This is a genomic window from Ectopseudomonas composti (genome assembly GCF_001567565.1).
Taxonomy (GTDB): domain Bacteria; phylum Pseudomonadota; class Gammaproteobacteria; order Pseudomonadales; family Pseudomonadaceae; genus Aquipseudomonas; species Aquipseudomonas composti_A.
This window is the reverse complement of the sequence record NZ_LSSW01000022.1, coordinates 46,034-63,443: the sequence shown is the minus strand read 5'-3', so window position 1 is coordinate 63,443 and position 17,410 is coordinate 46,034. Positions and strand designations below refer to the sequence as shown.

17 protein-coding genes are annotated in these 17,410 nt (G+C 64.1%); 9 read left to right on the top strand and 8 right to left on the bottom strand.

Translation table 11 applies throughout. The annotated features are described in order from the left end of the window. Positions 1–24: 24 nt before the first annotated feature. On the bottom strand, positions 25–1,182 hold the full coding sequence (locus tag PCLY_RS09475; protein WP_061239055.1) for an aminotransferase-like domain-containing protein: 1,158 nt from the start codon (positions 1,180–1,182) through the stop codon (positions 25–27). Between the two features lie 83 nt (positions 1,183–1,265). Between PCLY_RS09475 and PCLY_RS09470 the strand changes: the two genes are divergently transcribed. Then, positions 1,266–1,778, top strand: coding sequence for a MarR family winged helix-turn-helix transcriptional regulator (locus tag PCLY_RS09470; protein WP_061239054.1), 513 nt, complete (start codon positions 1,266–1,268; stop codon positions 1,776–1,778). A gap of 39 nt (positions 1,779–1,817) precedes the next feature. On the opposite strand, the gene PCLY_RS09465 is transcribed toward PCLY_RS09470, so the two are convergent. After that, positions 1,818–2,459, bottom strand: coding sequence for a hypothetical protein (locus tag PCLY_RS09465; RefSeq protein WP_061239053.1), 642 nt, complete (start codon positions 2,457–2,459; stop codon positions 1,818–1,820). 144 nt (positions 2,460–2,603) lie between these two features. Here PCLY_RS09465 and PCLY_RS09460 point away from each other — a divergent pair, with 144 nt between their 5' ends. Both PCLY_RS09460 and PCLY_RS09455 read left to right on the top strand, forming a co-directional pair. Then, the gene (locus tag PCLY_RS09460; RefSeq protein WP_061239052.1) at positions 2,604–3,215 is read left to right on the top strand and encodes a LysE family translocator; all 612 of its coding nucleotides are present in this window, start codon (positions 2,604–2,606) and stop codon (positions 3,213–3,215) included. After that, positions 3,215–4,411, top strand: a complete 1,197-nt coding sequence (locus tag PCLY_RS09455; RefSeq protein WP_061239051.1) for a benzoate/H(+) symporter BenE family transporter — start codon at positions 3,215–3,217, stop codon at positions 4,409–4,411. The genes PCLY_RS09460 and PCLY_RS09455 overlap by 1 nt, the downstream gene beginning before the upstream one ends. A gap of 59 nt (positions 4,412–4,470) precedes the next feature. Here the strand turns inward: PCLY_RS09455 and PCLY_RS09450 are convergent, their stop codons facing one another. The 4 genes from PCLY_RS09450 to PCLY_RS09435 all read right to left on the bottom strand — a co-directional run bounded on the left by PCLY_RS09450 (position 4,471) and on the right by PCLY_RS09435 (position 8,523). Then, complete coding sequence (locus PCLY_RS09450; protein ID WP_061239050.1) at positions 4,471–5,232, bottom strand: SDR family oxidoreductase; 762 nt, start codon at positions 5,230–5,232, stop codon at positions 4,471–4,473. 219 nt (positions 5,233–5,451) lie between these two features. Next, positions 5,452–6,153, bottom strand: a complete 702-nt coding sequence (gene pyrF / locus PCLY_RS09445; RefSeq protein WP_061239049.1) for an orotidine-5'-phosphate decarboxylase — start codon at positions 6,151–6,153, stop codon at positions 5,452–5,454. Between the two features lie 151 nt (positions 6,154–6,304). Then, on the bottom strand, positions 6,305–7,222 hold the full coding sequence (locus PCLY_RS09440; RefSeq protein ID WP_156458578.1) for a response regulator: 918 nt from the start codon (positions 7,220–7,222) through the stop codon (positions 6,305–6,307). Continuing rightward, positions 7,219–8,523 (bottom strand): ATP-binding protein, encoded by a 1,305-nt coding sequence (locus tag PCLY_RS09435; protein ID WP_082768049.1) that lies wholly within the window; start codon positions 8,521–8,523, stop codon positions 7,219–7,221. Before PCLY_RS09435 ends, PCLY_RS09440 begins: the two co-directional genes overlap by 4 nt. A 196-nt stretch (positions 8,524–8,719) precedes the next feature. Here PCLY_RS09435 and PCLY_RS24440 point away from each other — a divergent pair, with 196 nt between their 5' ends. Continuing rightward, positions 8,720–8,887: a DUF2897 family protein gene (locus tag PCLY_RS24440; protein ID WP_082768048.1), complete on the top strand. Its 168-nt coding sequence runs from the start codon at positions 8,720–8,722 to the stop codon at positions 8,885–8,887. A 65-nt stretch (positions 8,888–8,952) separates the two neighbouring features. Further along, the gene (locus tag PCLY_RS09430; RefSeq protein ID WP_061239047.1) at positions 8,953–9,711 is read left to right on the top strand and encodes a CPBP family intramembrane glutamic endopeptidase; all 759 of its coding nucleotides are present in this window, start codon (positions 8,953–8,955) and stop codon (positions 9,709–9,711) included. Here PCLY_RS09430 and PCLY_RS09425 read toward each other — a convergent pair. Together PCLY_RS09425 and PCLY_RS09420 are read right to left on the bottom strand one after the other, a co-directional pair. Continuing rightward, positions 9,662–10,480, bottom strand: a complete 819-nt coding sequence (locus PCLY_RS09425; RefSeq protein ID WP_061239046.1) for a substrate-binding periplasmic protein — start codon at positions 10,478–10,480, stop codon at positions 9,662–9,664. The two genes, PCLY_RS09430 and PCLY_RS09425, sit on opposite strands and share 50 nt — an antisense overlap. Positions 10,481–10,711: 231 nt before the next feature. After that, entirely contained in the window at positions 10,712–11,335 is a 624-nt protein-coding gene (locus PCLY_RS09420; RefSeq protein ID WP_061239045.1) for a TetR/AcrR family transcriptional regulator, read from the bottom strand. Positions 11,336–11,557: 222 nt separating this feature from the next. Between PCLY_RS09420 and PCLY_RS09415 the strand changes: the two genes are divergently transcribed. The 4 genes from PCLY_RS09415 (at position 11,558) to atuD (ending at position 17,153) form a co-directional block, all read left to right on the top strand. After that, positions 11,558–13,345, top strand: a complete 1,788-nt coding sequence (locus PCLY_RS09415; protein WP_061239044.1) for an acyclic terpene utilization AtuA family protein — start codon at positions 11,558–11,560, stop codon at positions 13,343–13,345. Positions 13,346–13,456: 111 nt separating this feature from the next. After that, a complete protein-coding gene (locus tag PCLY_RS09410) occupies positions 13,457–14,326 on the top strand; it encodes an SDR family oxidoreductase (protein ID WP_061239043.1) in 870 nt (289 codons plus the stop codon). Positions 14,327–14,330: 4 nt separating this feature from the next. Then, positions 14,331–15,947 (top strand): geranyl-CoA carboxylase subunit beta, encoded by a 1,617-nt coding sequence (gene atuC / locus PCLY_RS09405; protein ID WP_061239042.1) that lies wholly within the window; start codon positions 14,331–14,333, stop codon positions 15,945–15,947. 48 nt (positions 15,948–15,995) lie between these two features. Then, the gene (gene atuD, locus PCLY_RS09400; protein ID WP_061239041.1) at positions 15,996–17,153 is read left to right on the top strand and encodes a citronellyl-CoA dehydrogenase; all 1,158 of its coding nucleotides are present in this window, start codon (positions 15,996–15,998) and stop codon (positions 17,151–17,153) included. Positions 17,154–17,410 lie beyond the last annotated feature (257 nt).

Sequence of the window (17,410 nt, the reverse complement as noted above, 5' to 3'; positions counted from 1 at the left end):
CGCTCCTACAGCGGTAAAACTCAATCACGCACCCTGCGCGTCGCGGATAACCGCTGCCAGCCGACGCAGCCCCTCGCTCAGGCGCTCCGGGGCCACGTGACTGAAGTTCAGTCGCAGGTGCCCGGGGTTGGCGTCCGGATCGATGAAGAACGGTTCGCCCGGCATGAACGCGACGTTCTGCGCCAGCGCCGCGTCGAGCAGTGTGCGGGTATCGAGCGGCTGCTTCAGGGTCAGCCAGAAGAACAGGCCGCCCTGGGGAATCTCCCACTCGGCCAGGTCGCCAAAGTGCTCGACCAGCGCGCTCTGCATGGCGTCACGGCGGATGCGGTAGAAGTCGCGCAGCTCGGCCAGGTGACCACGGTACTGCTCGCTGCCCAGCCACTGCAGCGCCTGCCACTGACCGACGCGGTTGGTGTGCAGGTCAGCCGACTGTTTCAGGCGCAGCAGATGCGGATACAGGTCCTTGGTGGCGATCAGGTAGCCGACGCGCAGGCCCGGCAGCAACGTCTTGGACACGGTACCGGTGTAGATCCAGCTGGCCTGCTTCAGGCGGCTGACGATGGGCGTGGCCTGGCCTTCATCGAACACCAGCTCGCGGTACGGCTCGTCTTCGATCAGGGTCACGCCGAACTCGTCGAGCAGCGCCGCCACGGCTTCACGCTTGGCTTCGCTGTAACGGGTAGCGGACGGATTCTGGAAAGTCGGGATCAGGTAGGCGAAAGCCGGCTTGTGCTTTTCCAGGCGCTCACGCAACGCCGCCAGCTCGGGGCCGTCGGCCTCCTGCGGCACACTGATGCAGTCGGCACCGAACAGCTGGAAGGCCTGCAAGGCCGCCAGGTAGGTCGGCGCTTCTAGCAGCACTTCGGTGCCCGGATCGATGAACAGCTTGGCGGCCAGGTCCAGGGTCTGCTGCGAGCCGCTGACGATCAGCACCTGGCTGGCCTCGCAGGGCACGCCCAGCGCACGCGCCTCGGCGGCAATGGCCTCACGCAGCGCCGGCTCGCCTTCGCTCATGCCGTACTGGCCCATGCTCGCCGGCATTTGCGCCCAGTCCACCTTCGGCAGCATCGGCTCGGCCGGCAGGCCACCAGCAAACGACATCACTTCCGGACGCTGCGCCGCGGCAAGAATTTCACGGATCAGGGAGCTTTTCAGGCGGGCGATGCGTTCGGAGAAGGCCATGGGATGTCCTGGGGTGCAAAAGTCATTGGAATTAAGTCAAACTGCTTGACCGAAACTACGCCGCCAAACAGAGATACGTCAATATGACTGACCTAAAAAATTTCTCCGAGAAATTTTTAACGTCGCCCGCCGAGGGCACGCAGGCCGGCCGTCAGGGCGCGCAGGTGATCAAGAACACCACGGCTCAGCAGGCCGCGATGGAAGCGTTCTTCTTCGGCTACCAGGCCTTTACCGCCAAGCCGGACGAAATGCTCGCCAAACGCGGTCTGTCACGCGTGCATCACCGCATCCTGTTCTTCATCGCCAAGTATCCAGGCCTGAACATGACCGAACTGCTGGGCTATCTGGGCGTGAGCAAGCAGGCGCTGAACATGCCGTTGCGCCAGTTGATCGAAATGAATCTGGTGCAGAGCGAAGCGGCCGCTGACGACAAGCGCAAGCGTGTACTCGGCTTCACGCCCGAGGGTGCCAAACTGGAGCAGGCCCTGCGCCGCGAACAGGCGCGCCTTCTGCAGCGCGTGTTTGGCGAGATGGGCGAAGACGCCGTGCAGGGCTGGCTGGCCGTCAACCATGCACTGGCGCGTGGACGTACCTAGAAGGCGCCGCCGCAGCTCAAGCCACGGCGGCACGGCAGCCTACTGCGCGCGCAGCTCACTGGCCCCGCGAAAGAACACCAGCCCCTGCGCCACGCAAACCGCCAGTGCCGGCAATATGGCTAGCGGCAACAACAGCACACTGGCGAACATCACACCACTGGCAATAGACAGCCAGGCCAGGATCCGCAGAGAGGCGTACGCCAGCCTCACCTTGAGCAAGCGAATACCGAACCAGACAATGCCAAGTCCCATCAGTACCATCAGGCCCAGGTAGGCGATGGTCAGCACGCCAAGTGTCTTGAACACCTGATCCCCGACCATGAAGTCCATCGACCCGCTGACCAAGGCCAGCACAACGATGATCCAGACCGGCCAGCTCAACCCCTGCGCCGCAAAACGCTGCTCGATGAAGCTCTTGAGCCGGATCAGCAAGTAGTTGCCCAACAACATCAGCAACAGGCTCAGCCAGCGGGTATAGCGCTCGACTTGTTGCCCTTCTGCCTGGCCCAGCCAGTTGCTGGCGAAAATGACGCCCAGCATCAGCGCACTGCCCAGCGCCGACATCAGCGCCAACCAGCCAAGCACCTGCAGCTGACGCACACTCCAGCCTGGAAGCTGACGCAGCGGCAGGTCATCGATCAGTTCGACCTGCGGGGCACTGTAGGGGTTATCCGGTTGCATGGGGCTTCCTTGTCCGCAAAAGGGCAAGGCTAACCAGAGATCAGCCGCTTGCCCAGCCCGACTGTACGGCCCAACCCGGCCATGGCTGTACCGCGACGCCGCCGCGACCGCGCAATAGGCTTTGCCAGTCACCGGAGAATGACCATGTCCATCGAACTGCTGCTCGCCTTCATTGCCTTCGCCTTCGTCACCTCGATAACGCCGGGGCCCAACAACATGATGCTGCTCGCCTCCGGGGTAAACTTCGGTGTGCGCCGCAGCATTCCGCACATGCTCGGCATCAGCCTCGGTTTCATGCTGCTGGTGGCCGCCGTGGGTCTGGGCCTCGGCCAGGTGTTCCAGCGCTTGCCGGTGCTGCACGATGTGCTGCGCTATGTCGGCGCCGCGTACCTGCTTTACCTGGCCTGGAAGATCGCCCAGTCCGGCGCGCCGCAAAGCCGTGAAAACCCCGAGGCCAAGCCGTTCACCTTCATACAGGCAGCGGCCTTTCAATGGGTCAATCCCAAGGCCTGGATAATGGCCATCGGCGCCATCACCACCTATACGCCGCAGGATGGCTTCTTCAGCAACGTGCTGCTGATCGCCGCCCTGTTCGCACTGGTCAACTGCCCCAGCGTGGGTTTGTGGACCGTCGCCGGCAGTATGCTGCGCAAGTGGCTGAACAACCCACGTGCGCTGCGCGCCTTCAACATTGGCATGGCCCTGCTGCTGGTCGCCTCGCTCTATCCCATCATCGTCGACACTGGAATGTTCTGATGCAAGACGCCGCCCCTACTCGCCTGCGCCCACTGGCAGACACCTCGACCTCGGCCGTGGTCGCCGGCTTCATCGCCATGCTCACTGGCTACACCAGCTCCCTGGTGCTGATGTTCCAGGCTGGCCAGGCCGCCGGCCTCAGCAGCGGGCAGATCTCCTCGTGGATCTGGGCACTGTCGATCGGCATGGCGCTGTGCTGCATCGTGCTCTCGCTGCGCTACCGCGCGCCGGTGATGATCGCCTGGTCCACCCCTGGCGCCGCGCTGCTGATCACCAGCCTGCCGCAGGTCTCCTACGGTGAGGCCATCGGCGCCTATATCCTGGCCTCGGGGCTGATCGTGCTGATCGGCCTGACCGGCACCTTCGACCGCCTGATGCGCCGCATCCCCGCCTCCATCGCCGCGGCTCTGCTAGCCGGCGTGCTGTTCAAGATCGGCCTGGAAATCTGCGTGGCGGCCGAGCAACAGCCGATTCTGGTGATAGCCATGTTGCTCGCCTACCTGCTCGGCAAGCGCCTGTGGCCACGTTACGCAGTGCTCTGCGCGCTGATCGTCGGCAGCGTGCTGGCTGGCGCCTTCGGCCTGCTGGACTTCACCGGCTTCCAGCTGCAGCTGGCCACGCCTGAATGGACCACACCCAGCTTCTCCCTGGCGGCGGCAATCAGCATCGGCATTCCGCTGTTCATCGTCGCCATGGCCTCGCAGAACCTGCCGGGTATGGCCGTGCTGCGCGCCAACGGCTACGACGTGCCCGCCTCACCGCTGCTGACCAGCACCGGCCTGATGTCGATCCTGATGGCGCCGTTCGGCAGTCACGGCATTCATATGGCCGCCATCAGCGCCGCCATCTGTGCCGGCCCGGAGGCCCATGAAGACCCACGCAAGCGCTACACCGCGGCAGTCTGGTGCGGGGTGTTCTACGCCATCGCTGGCATCTTCGGCGCCACCCTGGCCTCGCTGTTCTCGGCGTTGCCGGCGGCGCTGATCCTGTCCATCGCTGCGCTGGCCCTGTTCGCCTCGATCATCGGCGGGCTGACTCAGGCCATGAGCGAGCCCAACGAGCGCGAAGCGGCGCTGATCACCTTCCTAGTCACCGCCTCGGGCATGACCCTGGCCGGCGTGGGCTCGGCGTTCTGGGGCATCGTCGCCGGCCTGCTGACCCTGGCGATCCTCAACGCGGGCAAACGAACGGCCTGATTCCGAGGCTCATGAAAAAGGCGCCAGATGGCGCCTTTTTCACGTTCATGTCCGGTCGATCAGATCGCCGTGGCCCCACCATCTACCGCCAACGCCTGACCAGTGGTGAACGCCGCATGGTCGCTGCACAGGTAGAGCACGGCAGCCGCAATCTCCTCGACCTTGCCGATGCGCCCTACCGGGTGCATGGCGGCAGCGAACTCGGCCTTCCTCGGATCGGCTTCGTAGGCGCGGCGGAACATGTCGGTGTCGATCACGGCCGGGCACACCGCGTTCACCCGCACCTTCTTCTTCGCATACTCGACCGCTGCCGACTTGGTCAGGCCGATCACCGCATGCTTGGAGGCTGCATAGATGCTCATCTTCGGCGCAGCCCCCAGGCCGGCTACCGAAGCGGTGTTGACGATGGCGCCGCCGCCCTGGGCCAGCAGCAACGGGATCTGGTGCTTCATGCACAGCCACACGCCCTTGACGTTGACACCGATGATGGCGTCGAACTCGGCCTCGCTGCCGTCGGCCAGCTTGCCCTGCTCGATCTCGATACCGGCGTTGTTGAAGGCGTAGTCCAGACGGCCGTACTGCGCCACGGTGGCGTCCATCAGCGCCTTGACCTCGGCATCGCGGGTCACGTCGCAACGCACGAAGCAGGCCTCGCCGCCGGCCGCGCGAATCAACTCGACGGTGGCTTCGCCACCAGCCACATCGACATCGGAAACCACCACTTGTAGTCCTTCGCCAGCGAAGGCCAGGGCGGTGGCTCGGCCAATACCGGCGGCAGCGCCGGTGACCAGGGCGACCTGGCCGGAGAACGTCATGCTCATGTCTGCTTCCTCGCAGCGATTCTTGTTGAATTGGCGAGGAGTCTAGCCAGGCGACAGCGCGCAGAGCAGCACTATCAGGCGTTGGAGTGGCGGGTCATGCAGGGCGCTGATGACGACTCCACCAGCGCGGTGCCGCGATCAGCGGGTAGCCCGGATGAAATCCGGGAAAGATCGGACGGCATTCCAGACCGGCCCCGGATTTCATCCGGGCTACAGGGCTCAGCCTTGCAGTTCGGCAACCACTGCGGCCAGCGCCTGTGCCGGGTCGGCGGCCTGGCTGATCGGGCGGCCGATCACCAGATAATCGGAGCCGGCGTCCAGCGCCTGACGCGGGGTGAGGATGCGCTTCTGGTCGTCTGCGCTGCTGCCGGCAGGACGAATGCCCGGCGTCACCAACTGCAGGCGCGGCTGCGCAACCTTTAGCGCGCGGGCTTCCTGCGCCGAACAGACCAGACCATCGAGCCCGGCATCGGCAGCCAGGCCGGCCAGGCGCAGCACCTGCTCCTGTGGCGGCACGTCCAGGCCGATACCGGCCAGATCCTGCTGCTCCATGCTGGTCAGCACCGTCACGCCGATCAGCAGCGGCTTGGCGCCAGCGAGCTTGTCCAGCTCGTTACGGCATGCTGCCATCATGCGCAGGCCGCCGGAGCAGTGCACGTTGACCATCCACACGCCCATTTCCGCCGCGGCCTTGACCGCCATCGCCGTGGTGTTGGGGATGTCGTGGAATTTCAGATCGAGGAACAGCTCGAAACCCTTGGCCTGCAAGGCCTCGACCACTTGCGGACCACTGCGGGTGAACAGCTCCTTGCCGACCTTGACCCGGCACAGCGCCGGATCGAGCTGATCGGCCAACGCCAGAGCGGCATCACGGCTGGGAAAGTCGAGGGCGACGATGATCGGGGTTTGGCAGGCGGGCATGGGCGGGTCTCGAACAGGATGAAAAACGCCGCGCATTGTAGCGCAAAGCTATCGAACGCTGTCGCGGCTGAAGCGGAATGCCGCCCAGCCGCTCCTACAGGGCAATGAATTTTCGTAGGAGCGGTTGGGCGAACGTTAGGACAGCAAAGGGTCAGGCAATCAAACGTTCACGCAGGCGCCCGAGCATGCCCATCAGGCTGCCCACCTTTTCCTGTTCACGTTCGTCACGGGGCACCTCGGCCAGGCGACTGACCATCTGCTGCGGCTGGGTACGCCAGAGCTGCGCCTGTTCGGCAGCGGCTTTCAGCCCCTTCTCGAACAAACCACGACGAATGGGCTTGGGCAGGTAGCGGAAAATCTGCGCCTCGTTGACCAGACGCAACAGCGCCTGGGTGTCCTGAAACGGCGTGACCACCAGGCTGAGCAGCCGTGGATGAGCCTGTGCCAGCGTCTTGAGCAACGGCGCGGTATCATCACCCGCCAGCTTGAGGTCACTGACCAGAATGTCCACGCTCTCGTTGTTGAGCTGCAGCATGGCCTCGGCCAGGTTGCGCGCGCGCAGCAGGCGGTGCCCGCCCGCGGCACAGAACTCGCCGACCACGTCGAGGGTGCCCTGCTCATCATCGAGCAGCAGGAGCGACAGCGGCGCACTCAGCGCCTCGCTGGCCACGGCTGGCAACGGCAACGCCTGGCGTACCGCCAGTTCGGCGGCCTGGCGCAGGGTGAAGGCCATCTCCTGCGGGTCCCAGGGTTTGGTCAGGTAGCGGAAGATGCCGCCATTGTTCAGCGCCTCCACCGCCGCATCCAGATCGGAATAGCCGGTCAACAGAATGCGCAGCGTGTTCGGCGCGATTTCGCGTGCTTCAGCCAGCAACTGTGCGCCACTCATCTGCGGCATGCGCTGATCGCTGACCAGCACATGAATCTGCTCCTCGCGCAGGCGCTGTAACGCGCGTAACGGGTCGCTCTCGGTCAGGACCTCGTAGTGGCGGCGAAACTGCATCGCGAGGCTACGCAGAATGCGCTCCTCGTCATCGACGAAGAGAATGCGAACGGGTGCAGACATCAGGCGCTCCTTTTCATGGCGACGGTAGCGGGCAGCGGCAGGCTGATCAGAAAACGCGTGCCACGCCCCGGTTCGGAGGCAACGCGAATCTGCCCACAGTGGTCCTGGACGATCTTGTAGCTGATGGACAAACCAAGGCCGGTACCCTGGCCGACCGGCTTGGTGGTGAAGAAGGGGTCGAAGATCTTCGCCATGACCTCGGACGGCATACCGCGTCCGTTGTCCTGCAGCGAGATATGGATGCCCTGCTCATCCGCCCAACTGCGAATCTGGATGCGCCCCAGGCCATCGATGGCCTGGGCGGCGTTGGTCAGCAGGTTGAGCAGCACCTGGTTGATCTGCGACGGCGCGCAGGCGATGCGTGGCAACTCGCCGAGCTGCTGCACCACCTCGACCTTGTCCTTGATGTGGTTACGGGCAATCAGCAGGGCGCTGCGGATGCAGTCGTTGAGGTCGACCTCCTCGCTCATGGCGCGATCAAGACGAGCGAAATCCTTGAGCCCTACCACCAGCTCGGCAATCTGTTCCAGGCCGTACAGGGTGTCGCCATAGAGTTGCTGCAGATCCTCGGCCAGCAGCTCCGGCGCCGCGTGCTGGCGGGCCTGCTCGGCAACCTGCAGCGCCTGAGCGAGGCTCGCCTCGTCGCAATCGGGGTCGTTCAGGCACTGCCCCAGTCGCGCCTGCGCAGCGGCCAATTCGAACAGCGGCTCGCTCAGCTCACGCAGCAGTTGCACGTTGTTCTTCACATAACCCAGCGGCGTGTTCAGCTCGTGGGCGACGCCCGCGACCATCTGCCCGAGCGAGGCCATCTTCTCCGATTGCAGCAACTGCGCCTGGGACTCCTTGAGGTCCACCAGCGCCTGACGCAGCACGCGGTTGCGCTGGGCGACGCGCGCCTCCATGGCCTTGAGCAGGTCCAGCACCGTGCCCTGGCCGCAGTACCCGCCCTGAGCATCAATCAGGATGAAGTCTTCGGTGATCGGGTACTGCAACTGCGCGGTGACCTGTTTGGCAGCATCCTCGAGGCTGGTTTGCAGACTGACGATCAGCGGCGCCTCGTTCATCACCTCACCCACCGGATGACGACCACGTAGGTCGCGCCCGAAGCGCTGCATGAAGATGTCCTGCAGCGTGGCGCGGCTGACCAGGCCAAGCGGCCGATTGTGCTCGTCCACCACCGGCAAGGAGAGAAAAGCGCGGTGTTCCGCCGCCAGGAACAGATCGGCGACTTCATTGATGCTCATCGATGCGGCGAGCGGTGTGACGGCTCGCATCAGCGATTGCAGCGCTCTGGCATGGGTCACGAACGGCCTCCCCGTGCTATTGGAAAGCCGATATTCAAGCAGTGCCAGGTTGCCATCATGTGACAGGCATCACAGGGCCTCGCGCCTGCAAGCCGGACAGCGCCGCGCTCGGCAGCTGCAGATGCCGCAGCAGCCAGCCTGACAAGCAGGTTGCGAGCGGGTATGGTGGAAGTCCAACCCACGAGAGGAATCGATCATGCCCTGGTACGCCTGGCTCATCCTGATCCTGGCCTTGGGCTCCATTCTCGGCAGCATCTTGATGCTGCGTGACACGGCGAAGAAACTGCCGTTGACCGAGGAACAGCTCAAGCGCATCCACGAGCGCAATATCGAGCAGGACGCCAAGGATCGCCGCGAAGGCTGAGTGCCCTCTTCACGCCTGCCCCCAAACGGCCTGCTAGACTGCGCCTCCTTCCCCGAGGAGGCGCCATGCCCCTGCATCTGCGACTGCTGCTACCCGCTTTCACCCTGGCGCTGGGTCATGCGCTGGGCTTCATTGATCCCATCGGCCTGGTACTTGGCGCCGCCGCCAGCGCGCTGATTCTGCTCGGTGATCGACGCCTGCCGGATGGCGCCTGGCGGATTCTGGTGCTGGCCAGCGGTATCGCACTGGCTGCACATCTGGTACCTGGTTTCAGCCCCTGGGCACTGTGGCAACCACGCTCAATCAGCCCTGACGCACCGCCCTACGCCTTGCGCCTGTCCTGGGACAAACTGCTACTCGGTAGCGCCCTGCTGGCCTGGTGGCTGGGGCAACCGTCCAAGCCCGCGCGCTCTGTGCAGGGTGCGGCACTGAGCTGCTTCGTTACGCTGCTGGCGGTGCCAGTGCTGGCGATGCTGGTCGGTCTGCTGGCGTGGCAGCCGAAATGGCCGGAGGGCCTGCTGCTGTGGTTACTGGTGAACCTGGGGGTGGCCGTACTGGCCGAGGAGCTGTTGTTTCGCGGCGTGCTTCAGCCTGCGCTGGTCAAACGCCTGGGGACCTGGCCTGGCCTGTTGCTGACGGCAGCCCTGTTCGGTGCCGTGCACCTTCCCTTCAGCCCACTGTTCGCCTTGCTGGCAACCCTCGCTGGCCTCGGTTACGGCCTGGCCTTCCATTACAGCGGCCGCCTGAGCCTGGCGATCGCGCTGCATGGTGCCGTCAATCTTCTGCATCTGTTGCTATTGAGCTACCCGCTACGACTGCTTTGACCTCGATACGGTAAGGCGAAAAGATGCGCTGCAACTCGCCATCGGCGCGCAGTTTGTCGAGCAATGCGGCGAAGCGCTCAGGGCTGATCGGCGCGCCACCGCGGATCATCGCATGATGGCGGTAGACCTGATCGACGCGCTCGGAAATCAGCAACTGGCGCGCATGCTCACGATTGCGCTTGATGAAGTCGTAGAGATTGGAGCGAGTCACCAGTGCGATATCGGCACGGCCCCGCACCACCATCAGCAGATTGCTGTCGTGTGAATGCCCGAGATTGGCGTTGAAGGTACGGGTGAGGAAGTCCGGGTCACTGTTGAACTGGGCGAAGCCATAGTGATAACCGCGATACAGGGCCAGGCGCTTGCCTTCGAGTTGGTCGAAGTACTCCTGGCCACGCAGTTCCTCGTCGCGGGCAACGAACAGCTCGGCGTCTTCCAGGCCCATGTCGACAGCGGCGGCATCGATGCCCTGCCAGCCCCAATCCGGATTCTCGAAAATCGCCATGTCGATGCGTCCGCGCTGCAGGTCGTCGAAGCGACGCACGATAGCCGTGGGCACCATGGTGAACTGATAGTCGCCCTGAGCTCGGTTGAGCGATTCGAGCAGTTGCGGCAGAAGCCCGCTCGACTCCAGCGAATTGGACTTGATCACGTAGGGAGGAAAATACGCACCGCCCACCTTGACCACTTCGGCAGCACAAGCGTAACCCGCGAACAGGAAACCCAGGGCAATCCAACATCCATGAATCCAGTGCCGCAAGTGCCGCATGTCGAATCCCCAAAAATTCCTTCTTTTAGTGTGATGCAGCCTACTCCAGTCTCTCCTGACCGACCAGATGGTTTTTCGCTACACAGACACTTTGTTGCGCAATGTCAGACGATAACTCCCAAGTTCCCCGGGTAGCCCGCACTGGCCCGGGGTCAGCCCCGTGAACAGGCGGAATATCGCAGCAAATACCTGCCCGCCAGGCTGACGCAATGGTAAGGAGGCACAAGCGACTCAGGCGTCCTTGCACACCAGTGACAGGGCTTCTTCGGCCAGTTGATCCAGACTCATCGGCCCCTGCGGTCGGAACCAGGTGTTGGTCCAGCTCAGGGCGCCGGTGAGAAAACGCCGCTGAATGAACGGATCACCCTTGAAGTAACCCGCGTCACGCGCCTCGCCAAGCACCTTCAGCCAGATCTGCTCATAGGTGTCACGCAACGCCAGCACCTGCGCCTGGCCCTCTTCCGACAGCGAACGCCATTCGTAAACCAGTACCGCCATGGCTTCACCGGTACCGCCCATGATCGACTGCAGCTCGCAGCGGATCAGCGCCAGCAAGCGCTCACGCGTGCCCCGCGCCGAGGCCAGCGCATCGCGCATCAGCGCGGTGTTGTAGACGATGGTTTCCTCCATCACCGAACGCAGGATTTCCTCCTTGCTCTTGAAGTGATGAAAGATGCTGCCCGACTGAATGCCGATGGCCGCGGCCAGATCACGCACGGTGGTGCGCTCGTAGCCCTTGCTGCGAAACAGATGGGCTGCCATCTGCAACAGCTTGCCGCGCGCGCTCTGCGGATCGGTCACCTGGCCACTTTCGACCAACTCCTGCATCACGGCCTGGGCTCTGTGTTCGTCCACGCTGACTGCTCCCCTTAGTTGCCCTGCTCGGCGATTGTTCTGATGAATTCTTCATGCTGCCGGCAAGTGCTTGTCTTGCTTGATGAAATGTATGCGGCGGCAGGCAACCAAGCAAGCGCTTGGGCGCATTTTTGGCCAGTTTGCCCTCTTCCGCCGCTTTTCAACCAAGCGCTTGCTTGGTAATGTCGACTCACCTTCTCAATGTGTGCCGGGCCAATTCCAATGAGCAAAACCGTACGCATCGGCTGCGCCTCCGCATTCTGGGGCGACACCTCCACCGCCGCCGCCCAGTTGGTGCGCGGTACCGACCTGGATTATCTGGTGTTCGACTACCTGGCCGAGATCACCATGTCGATCATGGCCGGCGCGCGCATGAAGAAGCCGGACGACGGCTACGCCCGCGATTTCGTCGAAGTGCTCACGCCGCTGCTGGGCGAGTTGGCGGCGAAGAACATCCGCGTCATCAGCAACGCTGGCGGGGTCAACCCGATGGCCTGCGCGGCCGCCCTGGGCGCCGCCTGCGAGCAGGCCGGGGTAAAGCTGAAGATAGCCGTGCTGCACGGCGACAACCTGCAGCCCCAGCTCGGCGAGCTGGTCAAGGCCGACACCCGCGAGATGTTCACCGACGCCGCACTGCCGCCTTTCTGCGTTTCGGTCAACGCCTACCTGGGCGCACCGGGCATCGTCGCCGCGCTGGAACAGGGCGCCGACATCGTCATCACCGGCCGCGTGGTCGACAGCGCAATAGTCAGCGCCGCCCTGGTGCACGAGTTCGGCTGGGCCTGGAGCGACTACGACAAGCTGGCCCAGGCCGCGCTGGCCGGGCACATCATCGAGTGCGGCGCGCAGTGCACCGGTGGCAACTTCACCGACTGGCGCGACGTACCGGATTACGAGCACATCGGTTTCCCCATCGTCGAAGTCGAGGACGATGGCCGTTTCGTCGTGACCAAGCCAGAGGGTTCCGGCGGCCTGGTCACGCCTTTTACCGTTGGCGAGCAGATGCTCTACGAGATCGGCGATCCGCGTGCCTACCTGCTGCCGGATGTGATCTGCGACTTCACCCAGGTCGAACTGAGCCAGGTCGGCGACAACCGCGTGCAGCTCCAGGGCGCGCGCGGCCTGCCGCCCAGCGATCAGTACAAGGTCAGCGCCACCCACCCGGACGGTTTCCGCTGCACCGCCAGCTTCCTGCTGGCCGGCATCGACGCCGTGGCCAAGGCCGAGCGCGTCGCCCAGGCGATCATAAACAAGACCGATGAGCTGTTCGCTGAACGCGGCTGGGGCCATTATCAGGAGATCAGCGTCGAGCTGCTCGGCAGCGAAGCCACCTATGGCGGCCAAGGTCAGCGCCGGGATAACCGCGAGGTGGTGGTGAAGATCGCCGCGCGCCACGCCAGGAAGGAGGCACTGATCCTCTTCTCCCGCGAGATCGCCCAGGCCGCCACCGGCATGGCGCCGGGTCTGACCGGCATCGTCGGCGGCCGCCCCACCGTCTACCCGGTGATCCGGCTGTTCAGCTTCCTGGTGGACAAGAGCGCCTGCAGCCTGGACGTGGAAATCGACGGCGAGCGCCAGCCGGTCGCCCTGCCCCAGGTCGATGGCTTCGATCCGGCGCAGCTCCGTGCGCCCGCCGCGCTGCCCGTGCCGATGGGCGAAGCCGACGCCACCGTACCGCTGATCCGCCTGGCCGTGGCCCGCTCCGGCGACAAGGGCAACCACAGCAACATCGGCGTGATGGCGAGAAAGCCCGAATACCTGGCGTGGATAGCCGCTGCACTGACGCCCGAAGCCGTGGCCAACTGGATGGCGCATACCCTGGACGCCGAGCAGGGCCGCGTCAGCCGCTGGTACCTGCCAGGCAGCCACAGCCTCAACTTCCTGCTGGAGAACGCGCTGGGTGGTGGCGGCGTCGCCAGCCTGCGCATCGACCCGCAGGGCAAGGCTTTCGCCCAGCAACTGCTGGAATTTCCGGTGCCAGTGCCCAGCGCGCTGGCTGAAGCGCTGTAGGTGCTAATCGTAGGGTGGATGACGCTTCATCCATCCACCGGCTTCTGGTGGAAAACGCTTCGCGGTTTTCCACCCTACATGTTGTAGGAACCGAGAAGGACAACAAGAACCATGAGCTACGACTCCGTATTCAAACCTGGCCTGTTCGCTGACCAGACCATTCTGGTCACCGGTGGCGGCAGCGGCATTGGCCGCTGCGTAGCCCACGAACTGGCTCACCTCGGCGCCCACCTTGTGCTGGTCGGGCGCAAGCAGGACAAGCTGGAGAAAACCTGCGCCGAGATCATCGAGGACGGAGGTAGCGCCAGCTATCGGGTCTGCGACATCCGCGACGAAGACGCGGTCAAGGCCATGATCGCTGCGGTGATTCAGGAACGCGGGCGCATCCATCAGCTGGTGAACAATGCTGGCGGCCAGTTCCCCGCGCCGCTGATCGGCATCAACCAGAAAGGCTTCGAGACCGTGGTGCGCACCAATCTGGTGGGCGGCTTTCTGGTGGCCAGGGAAGTCTTCCTGCAGAGCATGAGCAAGCACGGTGGCAGCATCGTCAACATGCTCGCCGACATGTGGGGCGGCATGCCCGGCATGGGGCACTCCGGCGCGGCCCGCGCGGGCATGGAGAACTTCACCAAGACTGCCGCCTACGAATGGGGCCACGCCGGTGTGCGAGTCAACGCCGTGGCGCCGGGCTGGATCGCCTCCAGCGGTATGGACACCTACCCCGAGTCGATGAAGAACATGATCCGCAACCTCAAGGATCACGTGCCGCTGCAACGCATCGGCAGCGAGTCCGAGGTAGCCGCGGCCATCGTTTTCCTGCTCAGCCCCGGCGCCAATTTCATCAGCGGCAACACCATCCGCATCGATGGCGCCGCCAGTCAGGGCACCCGTGCCTGGACGCTGGGCAAGGCGAAAAACAGCGAGCCCTACAACGGTTTCCATCGGGCCTACCTGCCCGACGTGCTGAAAGATCAGGAGTAAGGCGATGCCTGTGATCCAATCGGAAATCGATGTGCATGACGCAGCCTTCGCGCAGAACCGCGAAGCCATGCTCGCGGCCATCGCGGCCTTCCGCGACGTGGAGCAGAAGGTGCTGGACAAGGCCCAGGAGGCCAAGGCCAAGTTTGACAAACGCGGCCAGTTGCTGCCGCGTGAACGCATCAGCCTGCTGCTCGATACCGGTGCGCCCTTTCTCGAACTGGCCTCGTTGGCCGGCTACAAGCTGCACGACGACAAGGATGGTAGCCAGGCCGGCGGCGGCCTGATCGCCGGTATCGGCTACATCGCCGGGGTGCGTTGCCTGGTGATCGCCAACAACAGTGCGATCAAGGGCGGCACCATCTCCCCCAGCGGCCTGAAGAAGTCGCTGCGCCTGCAGCAGATCGCCTTCGAGAACAAGCTGCCAGTGGTGACCCTGGCCGAGAGCGGCGGCGCCAACCTCAACTACGCTGCCGACATCTTCGTCGAAGGCGCGCGCGGCTTCGCCAACCAGGCGCGCATGTCGGCCATGGGCCTGCCGCAGATCACCGTGGTGCACGGCTCCAGCACCGCCGGCGGGGCTTACCAGCCGGGCCTGTCGGATTACGTGGTGGTGGTGCGCGGCAAGGCCAAGATGTTCCTGGCCGGCCCTCCTCTGCTTAAAGCAGCCACCGGCGAGATCGCCACCGACGAGCAACTCGGCGGCGCCGAGATGCATGCCCAGGTCGCCGGCACCGCCGAATACCTGGCCGAGAACGACGCCGACGGCGTACGCCTGGCCCGCGAGATCATCGCCATGCTGCCGTGGAACCAGCAGTTGCCGGCGCGTCCGACGAAGACCTGGCGCGAGCCGCTGTACCCGGCCGAGGAGCTGCTCGGCCTGGTACCGGCCGACGCCAAGAAGCCCTATGACGTGCGCGAGATCATCGCGCGCATCGCCGATGGCTCGGCGTTCCTCGACTTCAAGAACGAATTCGACAGCCAGACCGTCTGCGGCCACCTGCAGATCGAAGGCCAGGCCTGCGGTTTCATCGGTAACAACGGCCCGATCACCCCGCAAGGCGCAGCCAAGGCGGCGCAGTTCATCCAGCTATGCGAGCAGAGCAACACGCCGATCCTGTTCTTCCATAACACCACCGGTTTCATGGTCGGCACCGAGTCCGAGCGCAGCGGCGTGATCAAGCACGGCTCGAAGATGATCCAGGCCGTGGCCAACGCCACCGTGCCCAAGCTGACCATAGTCGTCGGCGGCTCCTACGGCGCCGGCAACTACGCCATGTGCGGCAGAGGACTGGATCCGCGCTTTATCTTCGCCTGGCCCAACAGCAAGACCGCCGTGATGGGCGGCGCCCAGGCCGGCAAGGTGCTGCGTATCGTCACCGAAGAGAAACATACCAAGGAAGGCAAGGAAGCCGATCCGAAAATGCTCGACATGCTGGAAACCGTGACCGCGCAAAAGCTCGACAGCCAGTCCACAGCACTGTACGGCACCGCCAGCCTGTGGGACGACGGCCTGATCGACCCGCGCGATACGCGCAAGCTGCTGGGCTTTTTGCTGGACATCTGCGCCGAAGCCAACCTGCGACCGCTGAAGAAGAGCAGCTTCGGCGTCGCGCGTTTCTGACCTCAATACAAGATCCGGTGCGCACGGCGCACCCTACGGAGAACAACAATGATCTTTACCCAGGAACACGAGGAACTCCGCCGCACCGTGCGCAACTTCGTCGACAAGGAAATCAATCCGCATGTCGACGAGTGGGAAAAGGCAGGCCGCTTCCCCATCCACGACATTTTCAAGAAGGCCGGCGAGCTGGGCCTGCTGGGCATCTCCAAGCCGGAGAAATTCGGCGGCATGGGCCTGGACTACAGCTACTCCATCGTCGCTGCCGAAGAGTTCGGCACCATTCATTGCGGCGGCATCCCCATGTCCATCGGCGTGCAGACCGACATGTGCACCCCGGCCCTGGCGCGCTTCGGCTCCGACGAGTTGCGCGACGAGTTCCTGCGCCCGGCCATCAGCGGCGAGAGGGTCGGCTGCATCGGTGTCTCCGAGGTCGGTGCCGGCTCCGACGTGGCAGGCCTGAAGACCACCGCGCGCAAGGACGGTGACGACTACGTGATAAACGGCAGCAAGATGTGGATCACCAACTCGCCGTCGGCCGACTTCATCTGCCTGCTGGCCAACACCTCGGACGACAAGCCGCACGTCAACAAGTCGCTGATCATGGTGCCGATGAAGACGCCGGGCATCACGCTCAGCCCGCACCTGGACAAACTCGGCATGCGCAGCTCGGAAACCGCCCAGGTGTTCTTCGACAACGTGCGCGTACCGCAGCGCTACCGCATCGGCCACGAAGGCGCCGGCTTCATGATGCAGATGCTGCAGTTCCAGGAAGAGCGCCTGTTCGGCGCGGCCAACATGATCAAGGGCCTGGAGCACTGCGTCGACACCACCATCGACTACTGCAAGCAGCGCCACACCTTCGGCCAACCGCTGATCGACAACCAGGTCATCCACTTCCGCATGGCCGAGCTGCAGACCGAGATCGAGTGCCTGCGCGCGCTGGTCTACCAGGCCACCGAGCAGTACGTGAAGGGCCGCGACGTGACCAAGCTGGCGTCGATGGCCAAGCTCAAGGCCGGCCGCCTGGGCCGCGAAGTGTCCGATGCCTGCCTGCAGTACTGGGGCGGCATGGGCTTCATGTGGGACAACCCGGTGTCGCGCGCCTACCGCGACGTGCGCCTGGTCAGCATCGGCGGCGGTGCCGACGAAATCATGCTCGGCATCATCTGCAAGCTGATGGGCATTCTGCCTGGGAAGAAAAAATAACGTCGCGTAGCGACGGCCCGGAGGGGGCACCTCTAAAAACGTAGGCGAGGCAGCCACCGCAAGGCAGAAACAGGCGAAGAAGCGCAGTTTACGTGTTGTAAATGAGCATTCTGAGCCTGTTTTTAACGCCGCGATGGCAACGTAGGTAGTTTTTAGAGGTGCCCTAGGGTGGCCGCCAGGGACGGCAGGCCATAAGAAGGGCTGAACGTAGGGTGGACGTCGCTTTTCACGTCCACCACCACGGTGGATCGATAAAG

Bases quoted from the DNA above. Each gene is read 5' to 3' on its own strand.
- PCLY_RS09475 (WP_061239055.1), bottom strand. From the start codon at position 1,182: ATGGCCTTCTCCGAACGCATCGCCCGCCTGAAAAGCTCCCTGATCCGT.
- PCLY_RS09415 (WP_061239044.1), top strand. From the start codon at position 11,558: ATGAGCAAAACCGTACGCATCGGCTGCGCCTCCGCATTCTGGGGCGAC.
- PCLY_RS09465 (WP_061239053.1), bottom strand. From the start codon at position 2,459: ATGCAACCGGATAACCCCTACAGTGCCCCGCAGGTCGAACTGATCGAT.
- PCLY_RS09425 (WP_061239046.1), bottom strand. From the start codon at position 10,480: ATGCGGCACTTGCGGCACTGGATTCATGGATGTTGGATTGCCCTGGGT.
- PCLY_RS24440 (WP_082768048.1), top strand. From the start codon at position 8,720: ATGCCCTGGTACGCCTGGCTCATCCTGATCCTGGCCTTGGGCTCCATT.
- PCLY_RS09470 (WP_061239054.1), top strand. From the start codon at position 1,266: ATGACTGACCTAAAAAATTTCTCCGAGAAATTTTTAACGTCGCCCGCC.
- PCLY_RS09455 (WP_061239051.1), top strand. From the start codon at position 3,215: ATGCAAGACGCCGCCCCTACTCGCCTGCGCCCACTGGCAGACACCTCG.
- pyrF (WP_061239049.1), bottom strand. From the start codon at position 6,153: ATGCCCGCCTGCCAAACCCCGATCATCGTCGCCCTCGACTTTCCCAGC.
- atuD (WP_061239041.1), top strand. From the start codon at position 15,996: ATGATCTTTACCCAGGAACACGAGGAACTCCGCCGCACCGTGCGCAAC.
- PCLY_RS09430 (WP_061239047.1), top strand. From the start codon at position 8,953: ATGCCCCTGCATCTGCGACTGCTGCTACCCGCTTTCACCCTGGCGCTG.
- PCLY_RS09410 (WP_061239043.1), top strand. From the start codon at position 13,457: ATGAGCTACGACTCCGTATTCAAACCTGGCCTGTTCGCTGACCAGACC.
- PCLY_RS09450 (WP_061239050.1), bottom strand. From the start codon at position 5,232: ATGAGCATGACGTTCTCCGGCCAGGTCGCCCTGGTCACCGGCGCTGCC.
- PCLY_RS09460 (WP_061239052.1), top strand. From the start codon at position 2,604: ATGTCCATCGAACTGCTGCTCGCCTTCATTGCCTTCGCCTTCGTCACC.
- atuC (WP_061239042.1), top strand. From the start codon at position 14,331: ATGCCTGTGATCCAATCGGAAATCGATGTGCATGACGCAGCCTTCGCG.